The following is a 19161-nucleotide window of genomic DNA, read 5'->3' as shown; positions in this document are numbered from 1 at the left end:
TGCACAGCGCCAGCCCAATCCCGAGCATGGTGCCAAAAACCGTGGCGCCATGCCGGCTGGCTTTAGTATTCGCGTTCGTAAAAAACGCCGCCCTTGGCTTCGCCGGCATCGGTGGCCTCGCCGCGCAATTTGACGCCGCGCCCGACATTGAAATCGATCGCCGCCCTGCCCGAACCCGGCTTGTCGCCCTTCTGGATCGTCACATAGGTACGGTCGTTCAGATATTTGCCCGCCGAGACGGCGGTGCCGCCCTCCTCGTCAGTGATGACGTCGAGATCGTCGACGCCGATCGCGCTGCGAAGGTTCTGAAGCAGCGAGGTCGAGCCGCCGACACCGGCCAGTTGCGCGGCGGCTTCGGCAAGCTGGGCGATCTGCAGCGGCGACAGGTTCGACATAGAGCGGCCGAAGATCAGCTGCGCCAGAACCTCGTCTTCCGGCAGCGCCGGCACCGACGAGAAGTTGAATTTCGGATTGGTCGCCTCGCCAGACACCACGATGGTGACGGTGGCGCTGTTCGTCGTCGATGTCGCTGTGAGATTGAGATAAGGCACCAGCGACCCTGAAAAGCCGACCGTGCCTTCGGTGAAGGTCAGCCGCTTGGCGAGAATCGTCAGCCGCCCACGCTGCAAATCAAAGGTGCCGACCGCTTGCGGCGACGATGCCGGGCCGGTCAGCCGCAGCGAACCACCAAGCTCGGCATCGACACCCCTGCCCTGGATGAAGATCTGGCTCGGCGCGTTGACGGTGACGTCGAGGTTGAGGCCGCTGCCGCCACTGCCGCCGCTCGCCGTCGCCGGGCGCAACGCCTTTTCCTGCGCGCGTACTGCGGCCGGCGCGTTCCTGTGCTTGACATCGAGCGCGGCCAGCGAGCCCGGCAGCTTTTCGGGAACGGTGATCACGGTCTTGGCCAGATTGATCGTGCCCGAAATCACCGGCGCCGACGCGAGCGGCCCCTTGATCGTCAGGTCGCCGCCGAGATTGGCGGTGACCACCCTGCCGTCGGTATAGCGGCCGTCGACGAGCTTGACCGACAGGTCGGCCGGAAAACCTTGCGCCGGAACGATGCCGACGGTGCCGTTGGCCGACAGGCTGCCGCGCGTCGACAGCGTGCCGGTCAGGCGGTTGATCCTGGCCACGCCACCGCCGATTGCGACATCCGCGGCGATATCATTGATCGCAAGGCCGGAGCGTGCATCGATCAGGCGAGCGCCTGACGTACGGACCGTGCCTGAGATCACCGGCGATGTCGCCGGGCCGCGCACCTGCAGATTGACGTCGGCCGCGCCGCTCAACGACAGGCCTTGCGCGGCGAGCGTCCGGGTGAGGAAAGCGAACGGCACCTTGCCGGAAAAGTCGAGATCAAGAGTGGGTGTGCCTGATGTCGCCACTGTGCCGCCGCCCTTGAGACCGAGGCCGGCGCCGTCGCTCATATTGGCGTCGAAGGCCAGTCTGTTGCCCGAATACGTACCGGAGGACGAAACACCCATGCCGCCGAAACCGGCGCCGCGGGTCTGCGACGTCTGAACGCCTGCGGCGTCGATGTTGAAGGCAACGGCCGGATTGGCCGGCGCGCCCGTCACCTTCACCGTGCCCGAAATCGAGCCGGCGGCATCGAGGCCCGGCGAAAAACTATTGGCAAGCGAGATCGGCACCCGCGCCAGCGTCGCGTTCAGATCGAGCGCCTGCCCGGCCTTGCCCGAAACCGTCGCCGTGCCGCCGCCGAGGTTGAGCACGACCCTGTCCAGGCTGGTCGTGCCGTTGGCGATGGTTATGGTCGAGGCCTGGGCGATCGCCGCCTTGATGCCGCGCATGGTCGCCTCGCCGGAGGTGAGCTCGACCGTCGTCATGCCCTCGGCGATCCTGACGCGGCCGGCGGCCCTGGCTGGAATGTCCTTAACGGTGGCGCCGCCGGAAAAGCCGGTCCAGTTGCCGTCACGCTTTAGATCGACGTCGATGCCGCGAATGACGGTGCCGCCGGAAGTGACGCTGTCGGCACGAATCTTTCCGGAGATCACCGGTGCCGCGAGATAGTTGGCGATCTGCGCATCGATGTTGACCGTCTTTGCCGAGAGATCGCCGCGCGAAATCGAAGCCGTCGAAGCCCTGATGGTGACCTCAGGCGCATTGTTGGTTTTCGAGAAGACAATCGTGCCGCGCACGTCGCCTTCCGCCTTTTCCAGCGCAAGCGCTGCGAGCGGTCCGATGTCAGGCAGGTCGAGCGCCACGGTGCCATCGGGCACGAAGGCATTATCGAGTGCCAGGTCGCCCGATACCCGGTTTTTGCCGAGCGACAGCAGAAGCCCGTTGATGGCGCGCTTGCCGTCGGACGTTGCCAGCACGGCGCTGCCTTGCAGGGCCTGGCCCGCGACATTTCCGGTCAGCCGTACATCGGCCGCCGGGTTGGCGGCATCGGCCTTGCCGGTTGCGGTGAGCCTCAGCCCGGTGATCTCGCGTTCGGCCACCGAAAGGCGGTCGCTGTTCACCGTCAGCGACAGGTCGGGCGCGGTGCTGGCGCCTTGCGCGTTCAGCGCGAAAGCGATGGCGCCTTTGGCATCCCTGGACAGAAGCGAGATGTCGGCCAGCACGCCCTTGATATCGGCGGCGAGTTTGTTGTCGGCAAGGCTGGCTTGCCCGTCAGCGGTCAGCGCGCCGGACACCAGCCGGATTGCGTTAGCGGTGACATTGCCTTTGGCGTCGCGCTTCAGCGCGGCACTGAGTTCCGTTCGCTCGGCGAGCACACCGCGCGCTGCCGCCGGCAGTGCTGCGGAAGCCGCATCCGCCCTGAGGTTGAGATCGATGGCGCCGTTGGCCAGCGAGACCCTTCCGTTGAAGCCGGTGTTCAGCGCATCGCCCGTCACCGACCCGCTGTCGATGACGACGGTGTCGACAGCGAGGCTGCCGGCGACCTTGGCTGTGATCTTGCCGGCGATCAGCGGCGCGATGGTCGGATTGTCCAGGCCGATCTTGTCCGCCGTCACCGTGCCGGAGATCGGCCCCGTCCGGCTTTTCACGTCGAAGGCGTCCGAGTGCAATGAAAGGGTGAGCCCCTCGACATTGGTGAAATTCGTCGCGACCGAAGGCAGGACAGCGGAGATATCGACCTTCGGCTGCGTGCCCTGCCCCGCAGCCTTTACCGAAAGCGCCTGCAGCTCGAGCTTGATCGGGCTTTCGGCGCTGCCAAGCGCCAGCGGCAGGCTCGGGCCGATCGAGGCCAGGTCGAGCGCAAAATCGCTGATGCCGTTTGGATTGATAGTGCCGGCGGCCTTGCCCGAAATCTTGTCGCCGGCGAGCGTCGCTCGATCAATGGCAATGCCGCCAGCGGAGGAGAAACTGCCTGCCGCATTGACATTGAGCGGACCGAGCCCCGCCTGGCGCGTCTGGCTGGTTTCGGCGCCGTCGAGTTGTGCATTGAAACGAATGTCCGGGGCAGCCGACGGCCCCGTCACTTCAGCTGTTCCGCTGAGCGCGCCCGCGGCGTCGAGGCCGGGTGAAAGATCATTGGCGAGGGCGGCCGGCAATGCGGAAAATTCTGCCGCGAGGTCGAGCGTCTGGCCGGCGGTGCCGGACACGTTGACCGATCCGCCGCCGACACCGAGCATCAGCTTCTCGATGCTGGCCGCGCCATTGGCGATGCTCAAGCTCGACGGCTGCGCAATCGCTGCCTTGATGCCGCGGATGGTCGCTTCACCCGAGGCGATCTCGACACTTGTCGTGCCGTCCGCGATCTTCACCCTGCCTTCGGCCGTCGCCGGGATCCCGGCCACGGTGGCGCCGCCGGTAAACCCGGTCCAGTCGCCATCGCGCTTCAGATCGACCCCGATGCCGCTGATCACGGTGGCGCCTGATGTGACCGTATCGGCCTTGATCGTGCCGGAGATTGCCGGGCCCTTGAGATAGTTGGCGACCAGCGCATTGACGGCAATAGTCTTCGCCGCCAGGTCGCCGCGCGAAATGGACCCGCTTGTCATGTCGATGGCAACTGCTGGCACGCCATCATCATTCGAGAACCGGATGCTGCCCTGCACGTCGCCCGTCGCCGTCTGCCCGGCAAGTGCGGCCAGGGGGCCGATATCGGGCGCTTCGAGTGCCAACGTCCCCAGCGGCAGCAAGCCGTCGCCGAGAGCGAGATCGCCCGAGACCTTGTTGTCGGCCAGCGACAGGCTTAGCCCGCTGAGCGAACGCTTTCCGTCATTCGTGACCAATGATGCCCTGAGATCGAGCGGCTGGTCGTCGACAGACCCGGTTAGGGAGACATCGGCGGCAGGGTTGGCGATGTCGGCCTTCCCGGTCGCCGCCAGCTTGATCGTCTTGACCGTATGACCGGACGCCGTAAGGCTGTCGCTGTCGGCCGAAACCGAGAAATCCGGCGCCGAGCGCGCGCCGCTCGCCGTCAGCGCGAAATCGACGGCCCCGCCGACCGGTACGCCAACCATGGGCGACAGCACCGAAACGTCGCCGAGCGTGCCTTTGATGTCGGCCTGAATGTCGGTGCCGATCGCGCTGGCGGTGCCGCTGGCGCTGAGCGAGCCCGAGGTAAATTGCAGCGCATTGGCGGCAAAGGAACCCTGCGGGTCACGCGTTGCTGTCGCCGAGAATGTCACGCGCTCGCCGAGAACCGAGCGGATCTGCGGCGGCAGCGCCGTCGAAACGGCATCGGCATTCATCTTGAGCGTCATCGCCAGATCGGCCAGCGTCACATTGGCCGTCACCGAGGCATTGAGCGCGGCGCTGCGCAGCGTGCCTTGATCGAGGAGGATCCCCTCCTTGCTGACCGATCCGGCGAGATCCGCTGTCACCCTGCCGGTCACCAGCGGCGCCAGCGTCGCCACGTCGGTGTTCAGGCCGCCGGCCGCAAGCTTGATGGTGACCGGTCCGCTGCGGTCTTGGATGTCGAAGCCGTCGGAATGGATTTCAGCCGCCAGATCGTCCACTCGCGTGCCGCCCGCCACCACCGAAACCAGAGACGCGCCGATATCGATGATCGGCGCTTTGCCGCCGCCGAACGCGCGGGCCGTGGCGCCGGTGATCGCGACGGTCACCGGCTGCGCCGCAGTACCGAGGCTGAGGACGATCGGCGGACCCTTGGCGGCGAGCTCCACCGAAAGATCGCTGGCCCCATTGGGGTCGATGATACCCGCGGCGGTGCCATGCACCGCATCGCTGTCGATGCTGGCGCGCTCGACTTCGACGCCGCCCGTCACGATCGCGGTTCCGGCAAGGTCGAAGCTGGTCTTGCCGGCAAACAAGGGTTTCAGATTGTCGGGTATGAAGCGCTGGAAGTCGCCGTCGCCCTTGGCCTCGACATAGTTGCCCTTGTCGGTAAGCTGATGACGGCCGGTCAGCTGGGTGACGATCTGACCGTCGACGACGAAGGTGCCGATGCCGCTCCAGTTGGCGACCGGCCCCGTGCCCGTGACGACGATGTCGACCGGAGGCGCATCCGGCAGCTTGAGCAGATTGGCGATGATGCCGCCGGCCGGCTCGGACGCCTTCAGGTCGAGGTCGAGCTTGTTGTCGGCGGGCGCGAAATGGACGTTGGCGTCGACCTTACCTTCCTTGCCATCGTGGCGGGTGATGTTGAGGCTCGTTTCGAGCGCCAATGGCGCCGCGTCCGCCTTGAACGAACCTTTGGCCGCGAGTTCTGCGATACCGCTGCCGGCCAGGGCCTGCCCAAGCGCGATTTCGGGCAGGTCGATCTGCTTGATGTCGAGCGACACCGGCAGCGTGGTGGCGCCTTGGCTCGGCTGTGTGCTCGCCACCGGCAACCGCGCCAGTTCGATCCGATCGGCGGCGATGCGGCCGGCGCTGAAGTTTTTCGACAAAAGAGCAAGCGGCGACCAGTCGACTGCCACCTTGCGCGCCACCAGCCAGGCGCCCTGGCGATCCTCCAGTATCACATGGTCGACAGTCAGCGCGCCGGACCAGATGCCGTCGATGCCGCTGACCGTGACCTTTCGGTCATCGGTCGACGCCATGGTCGAAATGATGCCGGCGAGATTGTCGCGGCCGCGCTCCGTCTTGGTCAGCACGACGAGCGCACCGACCACCGCCGCCACCACGACGAGCAGCGTGTAAAGGACAATGCGGAGGATGCGCTTGAACATTGCCATCAGAACGCCTGACCGATGCCGGCATAGATGCCGAAACGCGGGTCGTCGGGACCCCGATTGAGCGGCACCGCCGCATCGATGCGCAGCGGCCCGAACGGCGTAATATAGCGCAAGCCGACGCCGGCGCCGACCTTCATGTCGGAAAAATCCGGGAATTGCTCGGTCGAGACAGTGCCGGCATCGACGAACGGCACGACGCCGATCGTATCGGTGACGGCAATGCGCATCTCGAGCGAGGTTTCGAAGAAGGAGAGCCCGCCGATCGGCTGCCCGTCGATGTCCTTCGGACCGATGCCCTGATAGGCATAACCGCGCACCGAGCCGCCGCCACCGGAATAGAAGCGCCGGTCCGCCGGAACATCCTGAAGGCCGGCACCGATGATCGAGCCAATGGCGACGCGTTCGGCCAAGATGAACTTGGAAGCCGTGTCGAGCGACTGATAGGCCGATCCCTCGCCCCTCAGCTTGACGAAGGCCGCGCCGTTCAAAATATCGTAGCTCGGCTCGGCATAGGCCAGCAGCCTGAATCCCTTCGTCGGGTTCAGCCGGCTGTCGCGATTGTCATAGACATATCGCAGCGGAACGCTGGCGATCAGATAGGTGTGCTTGCCGAAAGAATCGGTGATCTTCGAATAGTCGAGCGCGACTTCCGCGGAAACCGTCTGCTGCTTGTCGAGTTCATAAGACAGGCCGGTATTGCCCTTGACCGAGAAATGATCATACGCATCGGGATGCTCCAACACGGTGTTGACGCCCGCGAAGAACTTCGATGACGGCCCGACCACGCCCGGCTTTTCGAACATGATGCCGGCATTGTAGTTGAGCTCGGTCAGGTCGTTGCTGCCGATGCCGCTGATTGCACCCTCGATGCGCAGCTTTTCGGCACGGCCGAACAGATTGCGGTGGCCCCAATAGCCTTCGAGGCCGAGCCCCTCGGTGTTGGAGAAGGTGCCGCCAAGACCGAAATAGCGCGGCTTGCGCTCGCTTACTTCGACGCCGATCGGGATGTTGCCGTCGGCGTCGAGACTGTCGGCCTCCTTCAGCGTCACGCTGTTGAAAACTTCCAGCCCGAGCAGCCGGTCGCGCGCCTCGTCGACCTCTTCCGGCGAATATTGGCGGCCGCGCTCCAGGCCGGTCATGTATTCGGTGAAATCGCGGTCGACCTTCTCGGTCCCCTCGACCGTGGTGTCGCCGTAACCGGCAACCGGCCCGGCCGCCACGGTTAGCGTCACGTCGAGCGTAGAGGTGGCGTGGTCGGCAATGATCTCCCGGTCCGTCACCTTGGCCAGCGGCCTGCCTTCCTCTTTGAGCGCCCGCACGATCGAGACCTCGGCCTTGAGCACGGCACCGGAACCGGCATCGCCGCCGGCGATCAGGCCGAAGTCGGCGCTCGCCAGTCCCGCCGCGTCGCCCTCCAGCCTGATATCGCCAAGCGTGAATTTCGGCCCGGTCGCAACGTTGATCACCACCGGGATAGGCTGCGGACCGGAAAATTCGGCGTCGGGCGGCAAATCGTCGAGCGGCTTGCCCTCGATCGTGATGGTGACGACGCCCTCGTAGCGGGCGTCCGCGTAAAGTGCGGCGATAAGCTGATCGCGGTCGCCGCGCGCCTTGGCCATCAGGCCGAGCGAACCGGAGACCGGACGTTCTTCGTCGGCCTTCAGCGCCGAGGCATTTTCGAGCTTCTTAACGAGATCCTCGTCGGCATCGGGCGCTTCGATGGTAACCGCATAGCGCAGCGGATCGACGATGTCGGCGTCTTCATCCTCCGACGATCCCCACAGCTTGATGCCGAAGATCTCGAAAGCGGCCGCATTTCCGCTCGCCGAAACCAATGCAGTCGAGCACAGCAAGGCGAAAAGCAAGGCGTGCAAAAGCACACGCCGTGGCGCTTTTCCTCTCCACATCTGCCTCTCGTACGCCAACATTACAACTCTACACTAGCTCCCAAAGCTAAAATTGGAATGAAGTTCTGAATTGCTCGTAAAGGAGCCACAATCCAATTGTCTGAAATAGACAGGGCTTGGAATTCACACCTTCTGCGTCGCCGCAAGAAAGCGTGATCCCTGCCCTATGGAGGTACTACCGGCGATCGGCCGGAAAGGAAACCGTCGGCAGGCGGAACCTGCAGTGTCCTTGTGTTGACAAGCCGGATTGAAGCTTGAACATGTCTGGACGTTAGAGCGACGTGCGTCCATCCGGACGCACAAGGTACGCGGCAAGACTTTGAAGTGTCGCATCGTGCTTTCCGAAAACCGATTTCGATTTTCGGGCCGATGCGAAAAGCAGTGTCTGGAGGGGTGTTATGGCAATGCGCGCGGCTCGTGGTCTATCGATCCTTTTCCTTCTCCTTTTCGCCTGGGGCAGTGTCGCGCAAGCGGCCGAAGCGCGCCGGGTGGTGACATCGGACAATTCCGATTATTTCGGTTTCGATCTCAGATCCGACCAGAATGTCAGTCTCGACCAGTGCAAGACGACATGTCTCGGCGATCCCGCCTGCCGCGCCTTCACTTACAACCCCAAGGCCAAATGGTGTTTTCTCAAATCCGACTATAATTTGCTGAAGCCCTTCAAAGGCGCCGTCGCCGGCAAGGTCGTCAACATCGAAGGCGACCCCGATATCGGCGCGCCGCCGGAACTCGCCTTCTTCCCCGCCTGGATGGCCGACCAGGCCCAGCAATACCGCAACCGGCTCACCGGCCCGGCCTACACCAAGCCCACCGAAGGGCTGGCGGCGCTGAAGGCGGCGGCCGAACAGGCGTCGCTGACCGGCGACCACCGCTCGGCGATGGAAAAATACGAGGCTTTGGTTTCGGTGTCACCCGACGACGGCCAGCTCTGGTTCGAACTGACGCAGGAAACGCTTGCCGTACAGCCGGCCGCCAACAGCGCGGAGACGTCTACCTTGCCTGCGAACGCCACCTCCGCCGGCTTCAACGCCTACAAATTGCTGCGCACCACCAAGACGCGCGCCGACGTGCTGGCCCTGCTCGCCGCCGGGCTCGATCGCCGCGATCTCTCGCGGCCCGCCCTGCAGGCTTACGAAGCGAGCCTTGCGCTCGTCAATTCGCCGGCGGTCAAGGCCGACTATGAAGATTTGAAAGCCCGCAAGGGTTTCCGAGTCGTCGAGCACACGGTCGAAGCCGACACCAGCGCGCCGCGCATCTGCGCGCAGTTTTCCGAGGAATTGGTCAAGACCGGCGTCGACTATTCGCAATTCGTCACCGTCGACAACGCCGCCCCCAAGGGCGTCGAGGCCAAGGACAAACAGATCTGCGTCGAAGGGCTCGAGCACGGCCAGCATTACGACGTGACCTTCCGCCCCGGCCTGCCGGCCGCCATCGGCGAGGTGATCACCGCCCCGGTGGTGCTGTCGATCTATGTGCAGGACCGCGCCCCGTCCGCTCGTTTCACCGGCGACAGCTTCGTGCTGCCGGCCGGCGTGCGCCGCGGCATCCCGGTCGTCACCGTCAACATGAACGCCGCCGAAATGAAGCTCTACCGCATCGGCGACCGCTCGCTGACCCAGCTTCTGTCCGGCTACCAGTTCCTGCGCCAACTTGACGGCTACGACATCTCCAACATCTCCAGCCAGATGGGCGAGCCGGTCTGGCAAGGCCAGCTCGACATCGCCAACGACTTGAACAAGGAAGTCACAACGTCCTTCCCGGTCGACGAAGCGCTGCCGCAGCGCAAGCCCGGCGTCTATGTGTTGACCGCGCAACCGGTCGACGAGAACGACGATGACAACGAAGACTATGATTCGCGCGCCACGCAATGGTTCGTCGTCTCCGACATCGGCCTGTCCACCTATACCGGACAGGATGGGCTGAACGTCTTTGCCCGTTCGCTCGGAACCGCCAAGCCGATATCAGGTGCCGAACTGACGCTGCTCGCCAGGAACAATGAAATCCTCGGCACTGCGATCACGGATGCAGAAGGCCGCGCCGTCTTCAACCCCGGCCTGACGCGCGGCGACGGCGGCATGGTGCCGGCTGTGCTGACAGCCAAACAGGGCGACAGCGACTTCGTCTTTCTCGACATGGGCCGCGCCGGCTTCGACCTGTCGGATCGGGGCGTCACCGGGCGCACGGCGCCGGGCGCGCTCGACGTCTATGCCTGGACCGAACGCGGCATTTACCGCGCCGGCGAAGACGTCCATGTTGCAGCGCTCGCCCGCGACAGCGCCGCCAAGGCGGTCGAGAACCTGCCGCTGACCTTCATCTTCACCCGCCCCGACGGCGTCGAGAACCGCCGCATCGTCAGCGACGGCGCATCGGCCGGCGGCCATGCCGTCGACCTGCCGCTCGAACCCAACGCCATGCGCGGCACCTGGACGGTGGCGATCCACACCGATCCCAAGCAGGCGGCGGTCGCCAGCCACATGTTCCTGGTCGAGGACTTCGTCCCGGATCGCATCGAGTTCGACCTGTCCTCCGACAAGCAGGAGATCGCGCAGGGCGAAACCGCCAACGTCACCGTCGACGGCCGCTTCCTTTATGGCGCGCCGGCCGCCGGGCTGGCGCTCGAAGGCGAGTTAACGCTGTCGACCACCCGTGACTGGGATCGTTTCAAGGGCTATTCCTTCGGCCTCGCCGACGAGCAGTCGGCGGAACCGTCGGTCACGCCTTTTGCCGGCCTGCCGGTGGTTGGCGAGGACGGCAAGGCGACCTTCCCGGTTTCCGTCGATCAGTTGCCCTCGACCACCAAGCTCGTCGATGCCAAGGTTACGGTCAGGATGCGCGAGACCGGCGGCCGCGCCGTCGAGCGCTCGCTTAGCATCGGCATCCGCCCGCAAGGCCATATGATCGGCATCCGTCCGGATTTCGACGGCGACGAGGTGCCGCAAGGCGGCACGGCGAAATTCGGCTTGATCGCCGTCGATCCCGACGGCAAGCGCGAGGCGCTGCAGGGCGCGCAATGGTCGCTGGTCAAGGTCGAACGGAATTACCAATGGTACCGCTCGAGCAATTCCTGGAACTACGAGCCGGTCACCTTCACCAAGTCGGTAGCCAACGGCCAGGTCGACCTCACCGCTGACGGCGAGGCCACCGTTTCGCTGCCGGTCGACTGGGGCCGCTACCGGCTCGAGATCGAGACATCGGATCCGGAAGGCCCGGCGACCAGCTACGAGTTCGACGCCGGGTGGTATGTCTCCTCCACCACCACCGAAACGCCCGACGGTCTCGAAATCGCTCTCGACAAGGAAATGTATGCGGCGGGCGAAGTGGCCAAGCTGAAGGTTTCGCCGCATTTTGCCGGCGAGCTGCTCGTCACCATTGGCGCCGACAAGCTGTTGAAGACCGTCACGGCAACCGTGCCGGCCGGCGGCAGCAGCATCGACATCCCGGTCGGCGACGACTGGGGCGCCGGCGCCTATGTCACGGCAACGCTGTTCAGGCCTGGCGATGCGCAGGAAACGCGCATGCCGGCGCGCGCCATCGGCGTCAAATGGCTGAAGGTCGATCCGGGCTCGAAGAAGCTCGCCGTCACCTTGACGCCGCCGGACAAGACCATGCCGCGCCAGCAGCTGTCGATCCCGGTTTCCGTGGCCGGCGTGCAGCCGGGTGCCAATGCCTATGTCACGGTCGCGGCCGTCGATGTCGGCATCCTCAACCTGACCAATTACAAGACGCCGGATCCGGAGACCTGGTTCTTCGGCCAGCGCATGCTCGGCCTTGAGGTACGCGACCTCTACGGCCGGCTGATCGACGGATCGCTGGGCACGTCAGGCAGACTGCGCACCGGCGGCGACGGCGCCAACATGCAGTCGCAAGGCAGTCCGCCGACCGAAAAGCTGGTCGCCTTCTTCTCCGGTCCGGTCCAGCTGGACGCCGATGGCAAGGCGCGGATCGACTTCGACATCCCGCAGTTCAACGGCACCGTGCGCGTCATGGCCGTCGCCTGGACCAGGGACGGGGTCGGCCATGCCCAGTCCGATTTGATCGTGCGCGATCCGGTGGTGATCACCGCCGGCCTGCCACGCTTCCTGGCGCCCGGCGATTCGGCCGTCATGCGGCTCGACGTCACCGACGCCGACGGTCCGGAGGGCGACTATGCGCTTACCATCGACACGACAGGCGATCTTTCGACCGGCAATGCCACCCTGCCCGAAAAGCTGACGCTGGCCAAAGGCAAGCGGCAGACGCTGACCGTGCCGCTGGTGGCTCAAACGCCGGGCAACGCCTCGATCACCGTCAAGCTCGCGCATGCCGACGGCACTGCTGTCGAGCAGACGCTCTATGTGCCGGTGCGCCCGGCGCAATTGCCTGTCACCACCCGCATGGTGGTCGGCCTCAAGGGCAATGGCGGGTCGCTGCGCGTCGACAAGGAGCTGCTGGCGGCAAGCCTGCTCGACGGCGCTTCGGTCAGCGTCGGCGTTTCACAGGCGGCGGCCTTCGACGTGCCGTCGCTCTTGATGACGCTTGACCGCTACCCCTATGGCTGCGCCGAGCAGACCACCAGCCGTGCCATGCCGCTTCTCTATGTCAACGACATGGCCTCGGGCATCGGCATGGCCAGCGACCCCGACCTGCGCGGCCGCATCCAGGACGCCATCTACAAGGTGCTGAGCTATCAGGCCTCGGCCGGCAGCTTCGGCCTGTGGGGTCCGGGCTCCGGCGATCTATGGCTTGACGCCTATGTCACCGATTTCCTGACCCGGGCGCGCGAGCAGAAATACGAGGTGCCGGCCTTGGCGATGAACCAGGCGCTGAGCAATCTGCAAAACTCGATCGGCTACGACCAGGACGTCAAGGATCGCGGAAGCGAGATCGCCTATGCGCTCTATGTGCTGGCCCGCAACAAGAAGGCCTCGATCGGCGATCTGCGCTACTATGCCGACACGCAGCTCGAAGCCTTTACGAGTCCGATGGCCCTTGCCCAATTGGCCGCGGGCCTGGCGCTCTACGGCGACACGCAGCGCTCGGAAGCCACCTTCCACGCCGCGCTGCAGCTGGCCAGTTCAACGTCCGCATACGACTACTACAGGTCCGACTATGGCTCACCGCTGCGTGACGGCGCGGCGATGCTGGCGCTTGCCGCCGAATCGAAGCCGGTGCCGACGATCGTGCCGGCGCTGATCAAGCTGGTGACGAAGGAACGCGCCGCCGTCAGGTGGACCAGCACGCAGGACGAGTCCTGGATGCTGCTGGCGGCCCGCGCGCTGAAGGCCGGCAATGATGCGATCGCTCTGACCATCAACGGCGCGCCGCATGCCGGCGCCTATTCGGACCAGATCGCCGGCAGCGACCTGCTCGACAGCCCGCTGACCGTCGCCAATACCGGCAGCAACCCGCTGCAGGCGGTCGTCACCACGGTCGCCTCGCCGATCCAGCCGCTGCCGGCCAGCGGCAATGGCTTCACCATCGGCCGCACCTATTACAAGCTCGACGGCACCGAAGCCAACGTCACCGAGGCGACCCAGAACGAACGCTATGTCGTCGTGCTCAACATCTACGAGCAGAATAAATGGCCGTCGCGGCTCGTGATCACCGATCTGCTGCCGGCCGGCTTCGAGATCGACAATCCGGGCCTGGTTTCCAGCGCCCAGTTGTCGAACTTCTCCTGGCTGGCCCAGACCGACGCCGCCCATCTCGAATTCCGCGACGACCGTTTCGTCGCGGCCTTCAATCCGAACGATGGCGACGGCGACCGCAACATCACGCTCGCCTATGTCGTGCGCGCGGTGACGCCGGGCACCTATGCCCATCCGGCGGCAACGGTCGAGGACATGTACCGGCCGCAATATTCGGCCCGCACCGCGACCGGGATGATGGAGGTCAAGGCGCCGTAAAGGGCCGATGGTGGCGAACATGATCATGACGACCACGCTGCGCCGTTCGGCCATCGCCGCCGCCTCCCTCGCCGGCTTTGCAGCAATCGCCGCGGGCGGGCTTTGGCAGCTCGACCGCGCCTATCCGCCGCCGCTGCCAGCCGCGCTGACGATGTCGACCGAGGTGCAGGACCGCGACGGCCAGCTGTTGCGGGCCTTCGCCACGCCGGACGGTTATTGGCGGCTTGCCACCCGGCTCGATCAGGTCGATAAGCAACTCGTCGATATGCTGGTGGCGTACGAAGACAAGCGCTTCTGGGACCATCAAGGCGTCGACGTGCTGGCGCTGGCCCGCGCCGCCGGCCAGTTCGTGACCAATGGCCGTATCGTCTCCGGCGGCTCGACACTGTCGATGCAACTCGCCCGGCTGGCAGAGCCGCGCGACAGCCGCAGCCTCGGCTCGAAGATCAGGCAGATGCTGCGCGCCCTGCAGATCGAGCGGCGGCTCACCAAGCGCGAGATCCTCGAACGCTATTTGACGCTGGCCCCCTATGGCGGCAATCTCGAAGGCGTGCGCGCCGCCTCGCTGGCCTATTTCGGCAAGGAGCCGAAGCGGCTGACGGTCTCTGAGGCGGCGCTGCTCGTCGCCCTGCCGCAATTGCCGGAAAAGCGACGGCCCGACCGCAACCTCGCAATCGCTCACGCCGCCCGCGACCGGGTGCTGATGCGCATGGTTTCATCAGGCCTGCTTGGCGCACGCGAGGCCGCACGTGCTGCGCTCGACGAAGTTTCCAGCATACGCCGCACGCTGCCGGCGCTCGCCGCCCATGCCGCCTATGCGGTGCTGCCCAAAGCCGTTCCTGGCCAACCCCTGCAATTGACGATCCGCAAAAGCGTTCAGGAAGGGCTGGAACAGGTGGCCAGGGATGCCGCCACCAGGCTCGGCCCCCGCCTGTCCGTCGCCATGGTGATGGCCGACGCCCGCACCGGCGACATCCTTGGCGAGGTCGGCTCCGCCAACTATTTCGACGCCAGCCGTTCCGGCTGGATCGACATGACCAGGATACTCCGCTCGCCCGGCTCGACGTTGAAACCGTTCATCTACGGGCTCGCCTTCGAACAGGGACTGGTCGCGCAAGAAATGCTGATCAACGACAGTCCGGCGGATTTTTCCGGCTACCGGCCGAAGAATTTCGACATGGGCTACCAGGGAGACGTCAGCATCCGGCAGGCGCTGCAACTGTCGCTCAACGTGCCGGCGATCAGGGTGCTTGACGCCGTCGGGCCGGCGCGGCTGCTGGCGCGCTTCCGGCAGGCTGGCGTCACGCCGGTCCTGCCCGTCGACAAGGCGCCGGGTCTCGCCATCGGCCTTGGCGGCGTCGGCACGACGCTGCACGACCTCGTCCAGCTCTATGCCGGGCTTGCCAATGGCGGCAAGGCACACACGCTGCATGACGGCACCGAGCCGGCGAATGCCGATCGCTCCACGGCTACGATCCTCGACAATCAGGCGAACTGGCAGATCACCGATATATTGTCGGGCGTCAAGCCGCCCGAGGGCGCCGCACAGCGCGGCATCGCCTACAAGACCGGCACCTCCTACGGCTACCGCGATGCCTGGTCGGTCGGCTTCGACGGACGCTACGTGCTGGGCGTCTGGGTCGGCCGTCCCGATGCCGGCGCAGTGCCCGGCCTGTCCGGCTATGTCTCGGCCGCACCCATCCTGTTCGAGGGCTTTGTCCGTTCCGGCCTGGCTGCCGTGCCGCTGCCAAGCCAGCCGGCCGGCGTCATCAGATCCAGGCGCGACGATCTGCCGGTGACATTGGCGCGCTTCGGTTCTGGCGCCGACGGGTTGGTCCAGGCGACGCCGACCGAGCCCGCGCCGACGATCGTCTTTCCGCCCGACGGCGCCCGCGTCGATCTCGGCACCACTACCGCCGAAGCCTCACCGCTGGTGCTGAAGCTGCAAGGCGGCCGCGCGCCGTTCCGCTGGCTGGCCAACGGCAAGCCACTGCTCGGCATCGACCGGCGGCGCACCGCGACCTGGCAGCCGGACGGCACCGGCTATTCGACCCTGACTGTGATCGATGCGGCCGGTCGCGCGGCCAGCGTGAAGGTTTTCGTTGAATAGACGGCGCCAAGCGATTCAAGGAGTTGGTTTTCCATAGGTTAGCGGGTAACAGGATATTCACCTCGTGCCTGTTCCGAGGCTTCCCCCTCTGGCCAGCCGGACGTCCGAAGCGCTGCTTCCACCGCTGGCCGTCGCGAAGTAAATCGCGTCCGGATCACATCCAGCCATTGCCGAGGCCCGACCTGTCTCTAGATGGATATCATCATGTGCCCGGATTCGGCCTCGCGACGGCGAGAGGAAAGATTTTCTTCATCGCGCCGAAGACAAGCGAAAGATTGCTTCAAAGGCACGAAAAAAGCAACATTGAGTGCATCTAATTTCTACCAATTCGGTAGATTTGCGGTGATCTCAACGGAGGCGTAAATGACCAATCCTCATTTCAGGAAACTGCTCGGCGCCCTTGTCGCTGCATCGGTCCAATTCGGAACACTCGGTTTCGCGTTTGCCGATACCACCATCCTCAACGTGTCCTATGATCCGACACGTGAGCTGTACAAGCAATTCGACGAGGCCTTTGTCGCCCACTGGAAGGCCGAGACCGGTGAGACAGTAACCGTCCAGCAGTCGCATGGCGGGTCAGGCGCGCAGGCCCGCGCCGTGATCGACGGCCTCGACGCCGACGTGGTGACGCTGGCGCTCGAAGGCGACATCAATGCCATCGTCTCGAAATCGCAGAAGATCAATCCCGACTGGCGGACCAAATTCGAGAACAATTCGGCGCCCTACACTTCGACCATCGTCTTTCTTGTGCGCAAGGGCAATCCGAAGGGCATCCAGGACTGGGGCGATCTGGTCAAGGACGACGTCCAGGTGATCACGCCGAACCCCAAGACTTCGGGCGGCGCGCGCTGGAACTATCTCGCCGCCTGGTCCTATGCCAACGCCAAGGATGGCGGCGACGAGGCCAAGACCAAGGAATTCGTCGGCAATCTCTACGCCCATGTTCCGGTGCTCGACACCGGCGCGCGCGGCTCCACCGTGACCTTCGCGCAAAAGGGCCTGGGCGACGTGCTGCTGGCCTGGGAGAACGAGGCTTATCTGGCGCTCGACGAGTTCGGCGCCGACAATTTCGACATCGTCTACCCGCCGACCTCGATCCTGGCCGAGCCGCCGGTCGCCGTGGTTGACGCCAATGTCGATGCCAAGGGCACGCGAAAGGTCGCCCAAGCCTATCTGAGCTACCTCTATTCCAAGGAAGGCCAGACTCTGATCGCCAAGAACCACTATCGCCCGTCGAAGCCGGAATTGGTGCCGGCGGAGGACCTCGCCAAATTGCCCGAGATCAAGCTGATCACCATCGACGATCCACTTTTTGGCGGTTGGAAGAAGGCGCAGCCTTACCATTTCGGCGACGGTGGTATATTCGACCAGATCTACAAGCCGGCCCAGTAAGCTAAACTCTAGATCAGGACGACATGACCACAGCACCCGCAAAGGCGGGGTGGCGGTTCAGACAGCCGAGCGTCATTCCGGGTTTCGGATTGACGCTCGGCTTCTCTCTTGCCTACCTCACGGTTATCATCCTCATCCCCTTGTCAGGGCTGATCTGGCGATCGGCCGCGCTCGGCTGGACCGATTTCTGGGCGATCGCCATCGACCGCCGCACCATCAACGCGCTTCAGATCAGCTTCGGCACCGCCTTCGTTGCCGCCGCGGTCAACGTCGTCTTCGGCACGATCGTCGCCTGGGTGCTGGTGCGCTACAACTTTCCTGGCCGCCGCATCGTCGATGCCATGGTAGACCTGCCCTTCGCGCTGCCGACAGCTGTGGCCGGCATCGCGCTGACCACGCTCTACGCGCCGAACGGCTGGCTCGGCAGCCTGCTGGCGCCACTCGGCATCAAGGTCGCCTACACGCCGCTCGGCATCGTCATCGCGCTGATCTTCATTGGCCTGCCTTTCGTCGTGCGCACCGTCCAGCCGATCATGGAGGAGATCGACAAGGAGGTGGAGGAAGTGGCCGCCACGCTCGGCGCCAATCGCTTCCAGACCATCTCCCGGGTTCTGCTTCCAGGCCTGGCGCCAGCCATTGTCACCGGTTTCGCGCTGGCTTTCGCGCGCGGTGTCGGCGAGTACGGCTCCGTCATCTTCATCGCCGGCAATCTGCCCTACAAATCCGAGATCGCGCCGCTTCTGATCGTCATCCGGCTGGAGGAATACAATTATGCGGCGGCGACCGCGATCGCGGCAATCATGCTCGCTTTGTCGTTCGTGATGCTGCTGGTCATCAATCTGGTGCAGACGTGGAGCCGCAAGCGCTATGGCTGACCCCGAGATCAAATCCTACGCACCGCACCACGAAAGCCAGTCGGCGGCAGTGACCGAAAGCCGCCCGGCGAAAGCCGTGCTGATGATCGTGACCTTTGCCTTCCTCGGCATTTTCCTGCTCTTGCCGCTGATCGTCGTCTTCAACGAAGCCTTCGCAAAGGGTCTCAGCGCTTATACTGAGGCGCTCACCAGCCCCGACACGCGCTCGGCGATCCACCTGACGCTGATGGTGGCGGCGATCTCGGTGCCACTCAACGTCGTCTTCGGCATCTCCGCCGCCTGGGCGATCGCCAAGTTCGAGTTCAAGGGCAAGGCCTTCCTGACCACGCTCATCGACCTGCCGTTTTCGGTCTCGCCGGTCATTTCCGGCCTCGTCTATGTGCTGTTGTTCGGCGCGCAAGGCTTGTTCGGCGCCTGGCTGAAGGCGCATGGCATCGTCATCCTGTTTGCCGTGCCGGGCATCGTGCTGGCCACCATCTTCGTCACCTTTCCATTCGTCGCCCGCGAACTGATCCCCTTGATGCAGGAACAGGGCAATGGCGACGAGGAGGCAGCCCTGTCGCTCGGTGCCAATGGCTGGCAGGCCTTCTGGTATGTGACGCTGCCCAACGTCAAATGGGGACTGCTCTACGGCGTCTTGTTGTGTAATGCCCGCGCCATGGGCGAATTCGGCGCGGTCTCAGTCGTGTCGGGCCACATACGCGGACTGACCAACACCATGCCGCTGCATGTCGAAATCCTCTACAATGAGTACAATGCCGCCGCCGCCTTCGCCGTCGCTTCGCTGCTTGCCGGCCTGGCGCTCGTCACGCTGGTCTTGAAAACACTTCTCGAAATGCGCTACGGCGCCGAGATCGCCGCGACGCGCGGACATTGAAT

7 protein-coding genes are annotated in these 19161 nt (G+C 64.7%); 5 read left to right on the top strand and 2 right to left on the bottom strand.

Features of this window, described 5'->3' with window-relative positions; genetic code table 11:
- Positions 1-62 precede the first annotated feature (62 nt).
- A complete protein-coding gene (locus AC0L26_RS17970; RefSeq protein WP_473633753.1) occupies positions 63-6110 on the bottom strand; it encodes a translocation/assembly module TamB domain-containing protein in 6048 nt (2015 codons plus the stop codon).
- Complete coding sequence (locus AC0L26_RS17965) at positions 6110-8038, bottom strand: autotransporter assembly complex protein TamA (protein WP_473633752.1); 1929 nt, start codon at positions 8036-8038, stop codon at positions 6110-6112. The genes AC0L26_RS17970 and AC0L26_RS17965 overlap by 1 nt, the downstream gene beginning before the upstream one ends.
- Before the next feature lie 377 nt (positions 8039-8415).
- Between AC0L26_RS17965 and AC0L26_RS17960 the strand changes: the two genes are divergently transcribed.
- The 5 genes from AC0L26_RS17960 to cysW all read left to right on the top strand — a co-directional run bounded on the left by AC0L26_RS17960 (position 8416) and on the right by cysW (position 19159).
- Complete coding sequence (locus tag AC0L26_RS17960) at positions 8416-13905, top strand: alpha-2-macroglobulin family protein (protein WP_473633751.1); 5490 nt, start codon at positions 8416-8418, stop codon at positions 13903-13905.
- A 19-nt stretch (positions 13906-13924) separates the two neighbouring features.
- On the top strand, positions 13925-16015 hold the full coding sequence (pbpC, locus tag AC0L26_RS17955) for a penicillin-binding protein 1C (protein ID WP_473633750.1): 2091 nt from the start codon (positions 13925-13927) through the stop codon (positions 16013-16015).
- 363 nt (positions 16016-16378) lie between these two features.
- The gene (locus AC0L26_RS17950; RefSeq protein WP_473633749.1) at positions 16379-17407 is read left to right on the top strand and encodes a sulfate ABC transporter substrate-binding protein; all 1029 of its coding nucleotides are present in this window, start codon (positions 16379-16381) and stop codon (positions 17405-17407) included.
- Between the two features lie 23 nt (positions 17408-17430).
- Complete coding sequence (gene cysT, locus AC0L26_RS17945; protein ID WP_473633747.1) at positions 17431-18282, top strand: sulfate ABC transporter permease subunit CysT; 852 nt, start codon at positions 17431-17433, stop codon at positions 18280-18282.
- A complete protein-coding gene (gene cysW, locus AC0L26_RS17940) occupies positions 18275-19159 on the top strand; it encodes a sulfate ABC transporter permease subunit CysW (protein ID WP_473633746.1) in 885 nt (294 codons plus the stop codon). The genes cysT and cysW overlap by 8 nt, the downstream gene beginning before the upstream one ends.
- The last annotated feature ends 2 nt before the right edge of the window (positions 19160-19161 follow it).

This window comes from Mesorhizobium sp. WSM4823, from assembly GCF_055811195.1.
Note: the sequence above shows the minus strand (reverse complement) of the source record. Positions and strands in the feature narration are given on the sequence as shown.

What these genes read in the sequence shown, in the direction of transcription:
- cysT (WP_473633747.1), top strand. Translation starts at nt 17,431, where the DNA reads ATGACCACAGCACCCGCAAAGGCGGGGTGGCGGTTCAGACAGCCGAGC.
- AC0L26_RS17950 (WP_473633749.1), top strand. Translation starts at nt 16,379, where the DNA reads ATGACCAATCCTCATTTCAGGAAACTGCTCGGCGCCCTTGTCGCTGCA.
- AC0L26_RS17970 (WP_473633753.1), bottom strand. Translation starts at nt 6,110, where the DNA reads ATGGCAATGTTCAAGCGCATCCTCCGCATTGTCCTTTACACGCTGCTC.
- pbpC (WP_473633750.1), top strand. Translation starts at nt 13,925, where the DNA reads ATGATCATGACGACCACGCTGCGCCGTTCGGCCATCGCCGCCGCCTCC.
- cysW (WP_473633746.1), top strand. Translation starts at nt 18,275, where the DNA reads ATGGCTGACCCCGAGATCAAATCCTACGCACCGCACCACGAAAGCCAG.
- AC0L26_RS17960 (WP_473633751.1), top strand. Translation starts at nt 8,416, where the DNA reads ATGGCAATGCGCGCGGCTCGTGGTCTATCGATCCTTTTCCTTCTCCTT.
- AC0L26_RS17965 (WP_473633752.1), bottom strand. Translation starts at nt 8,038, where the DNA reads ATGTTGGCGTACGAGAGGCAGATGTGGAGAGGAAAAGCGCCACGGCGT.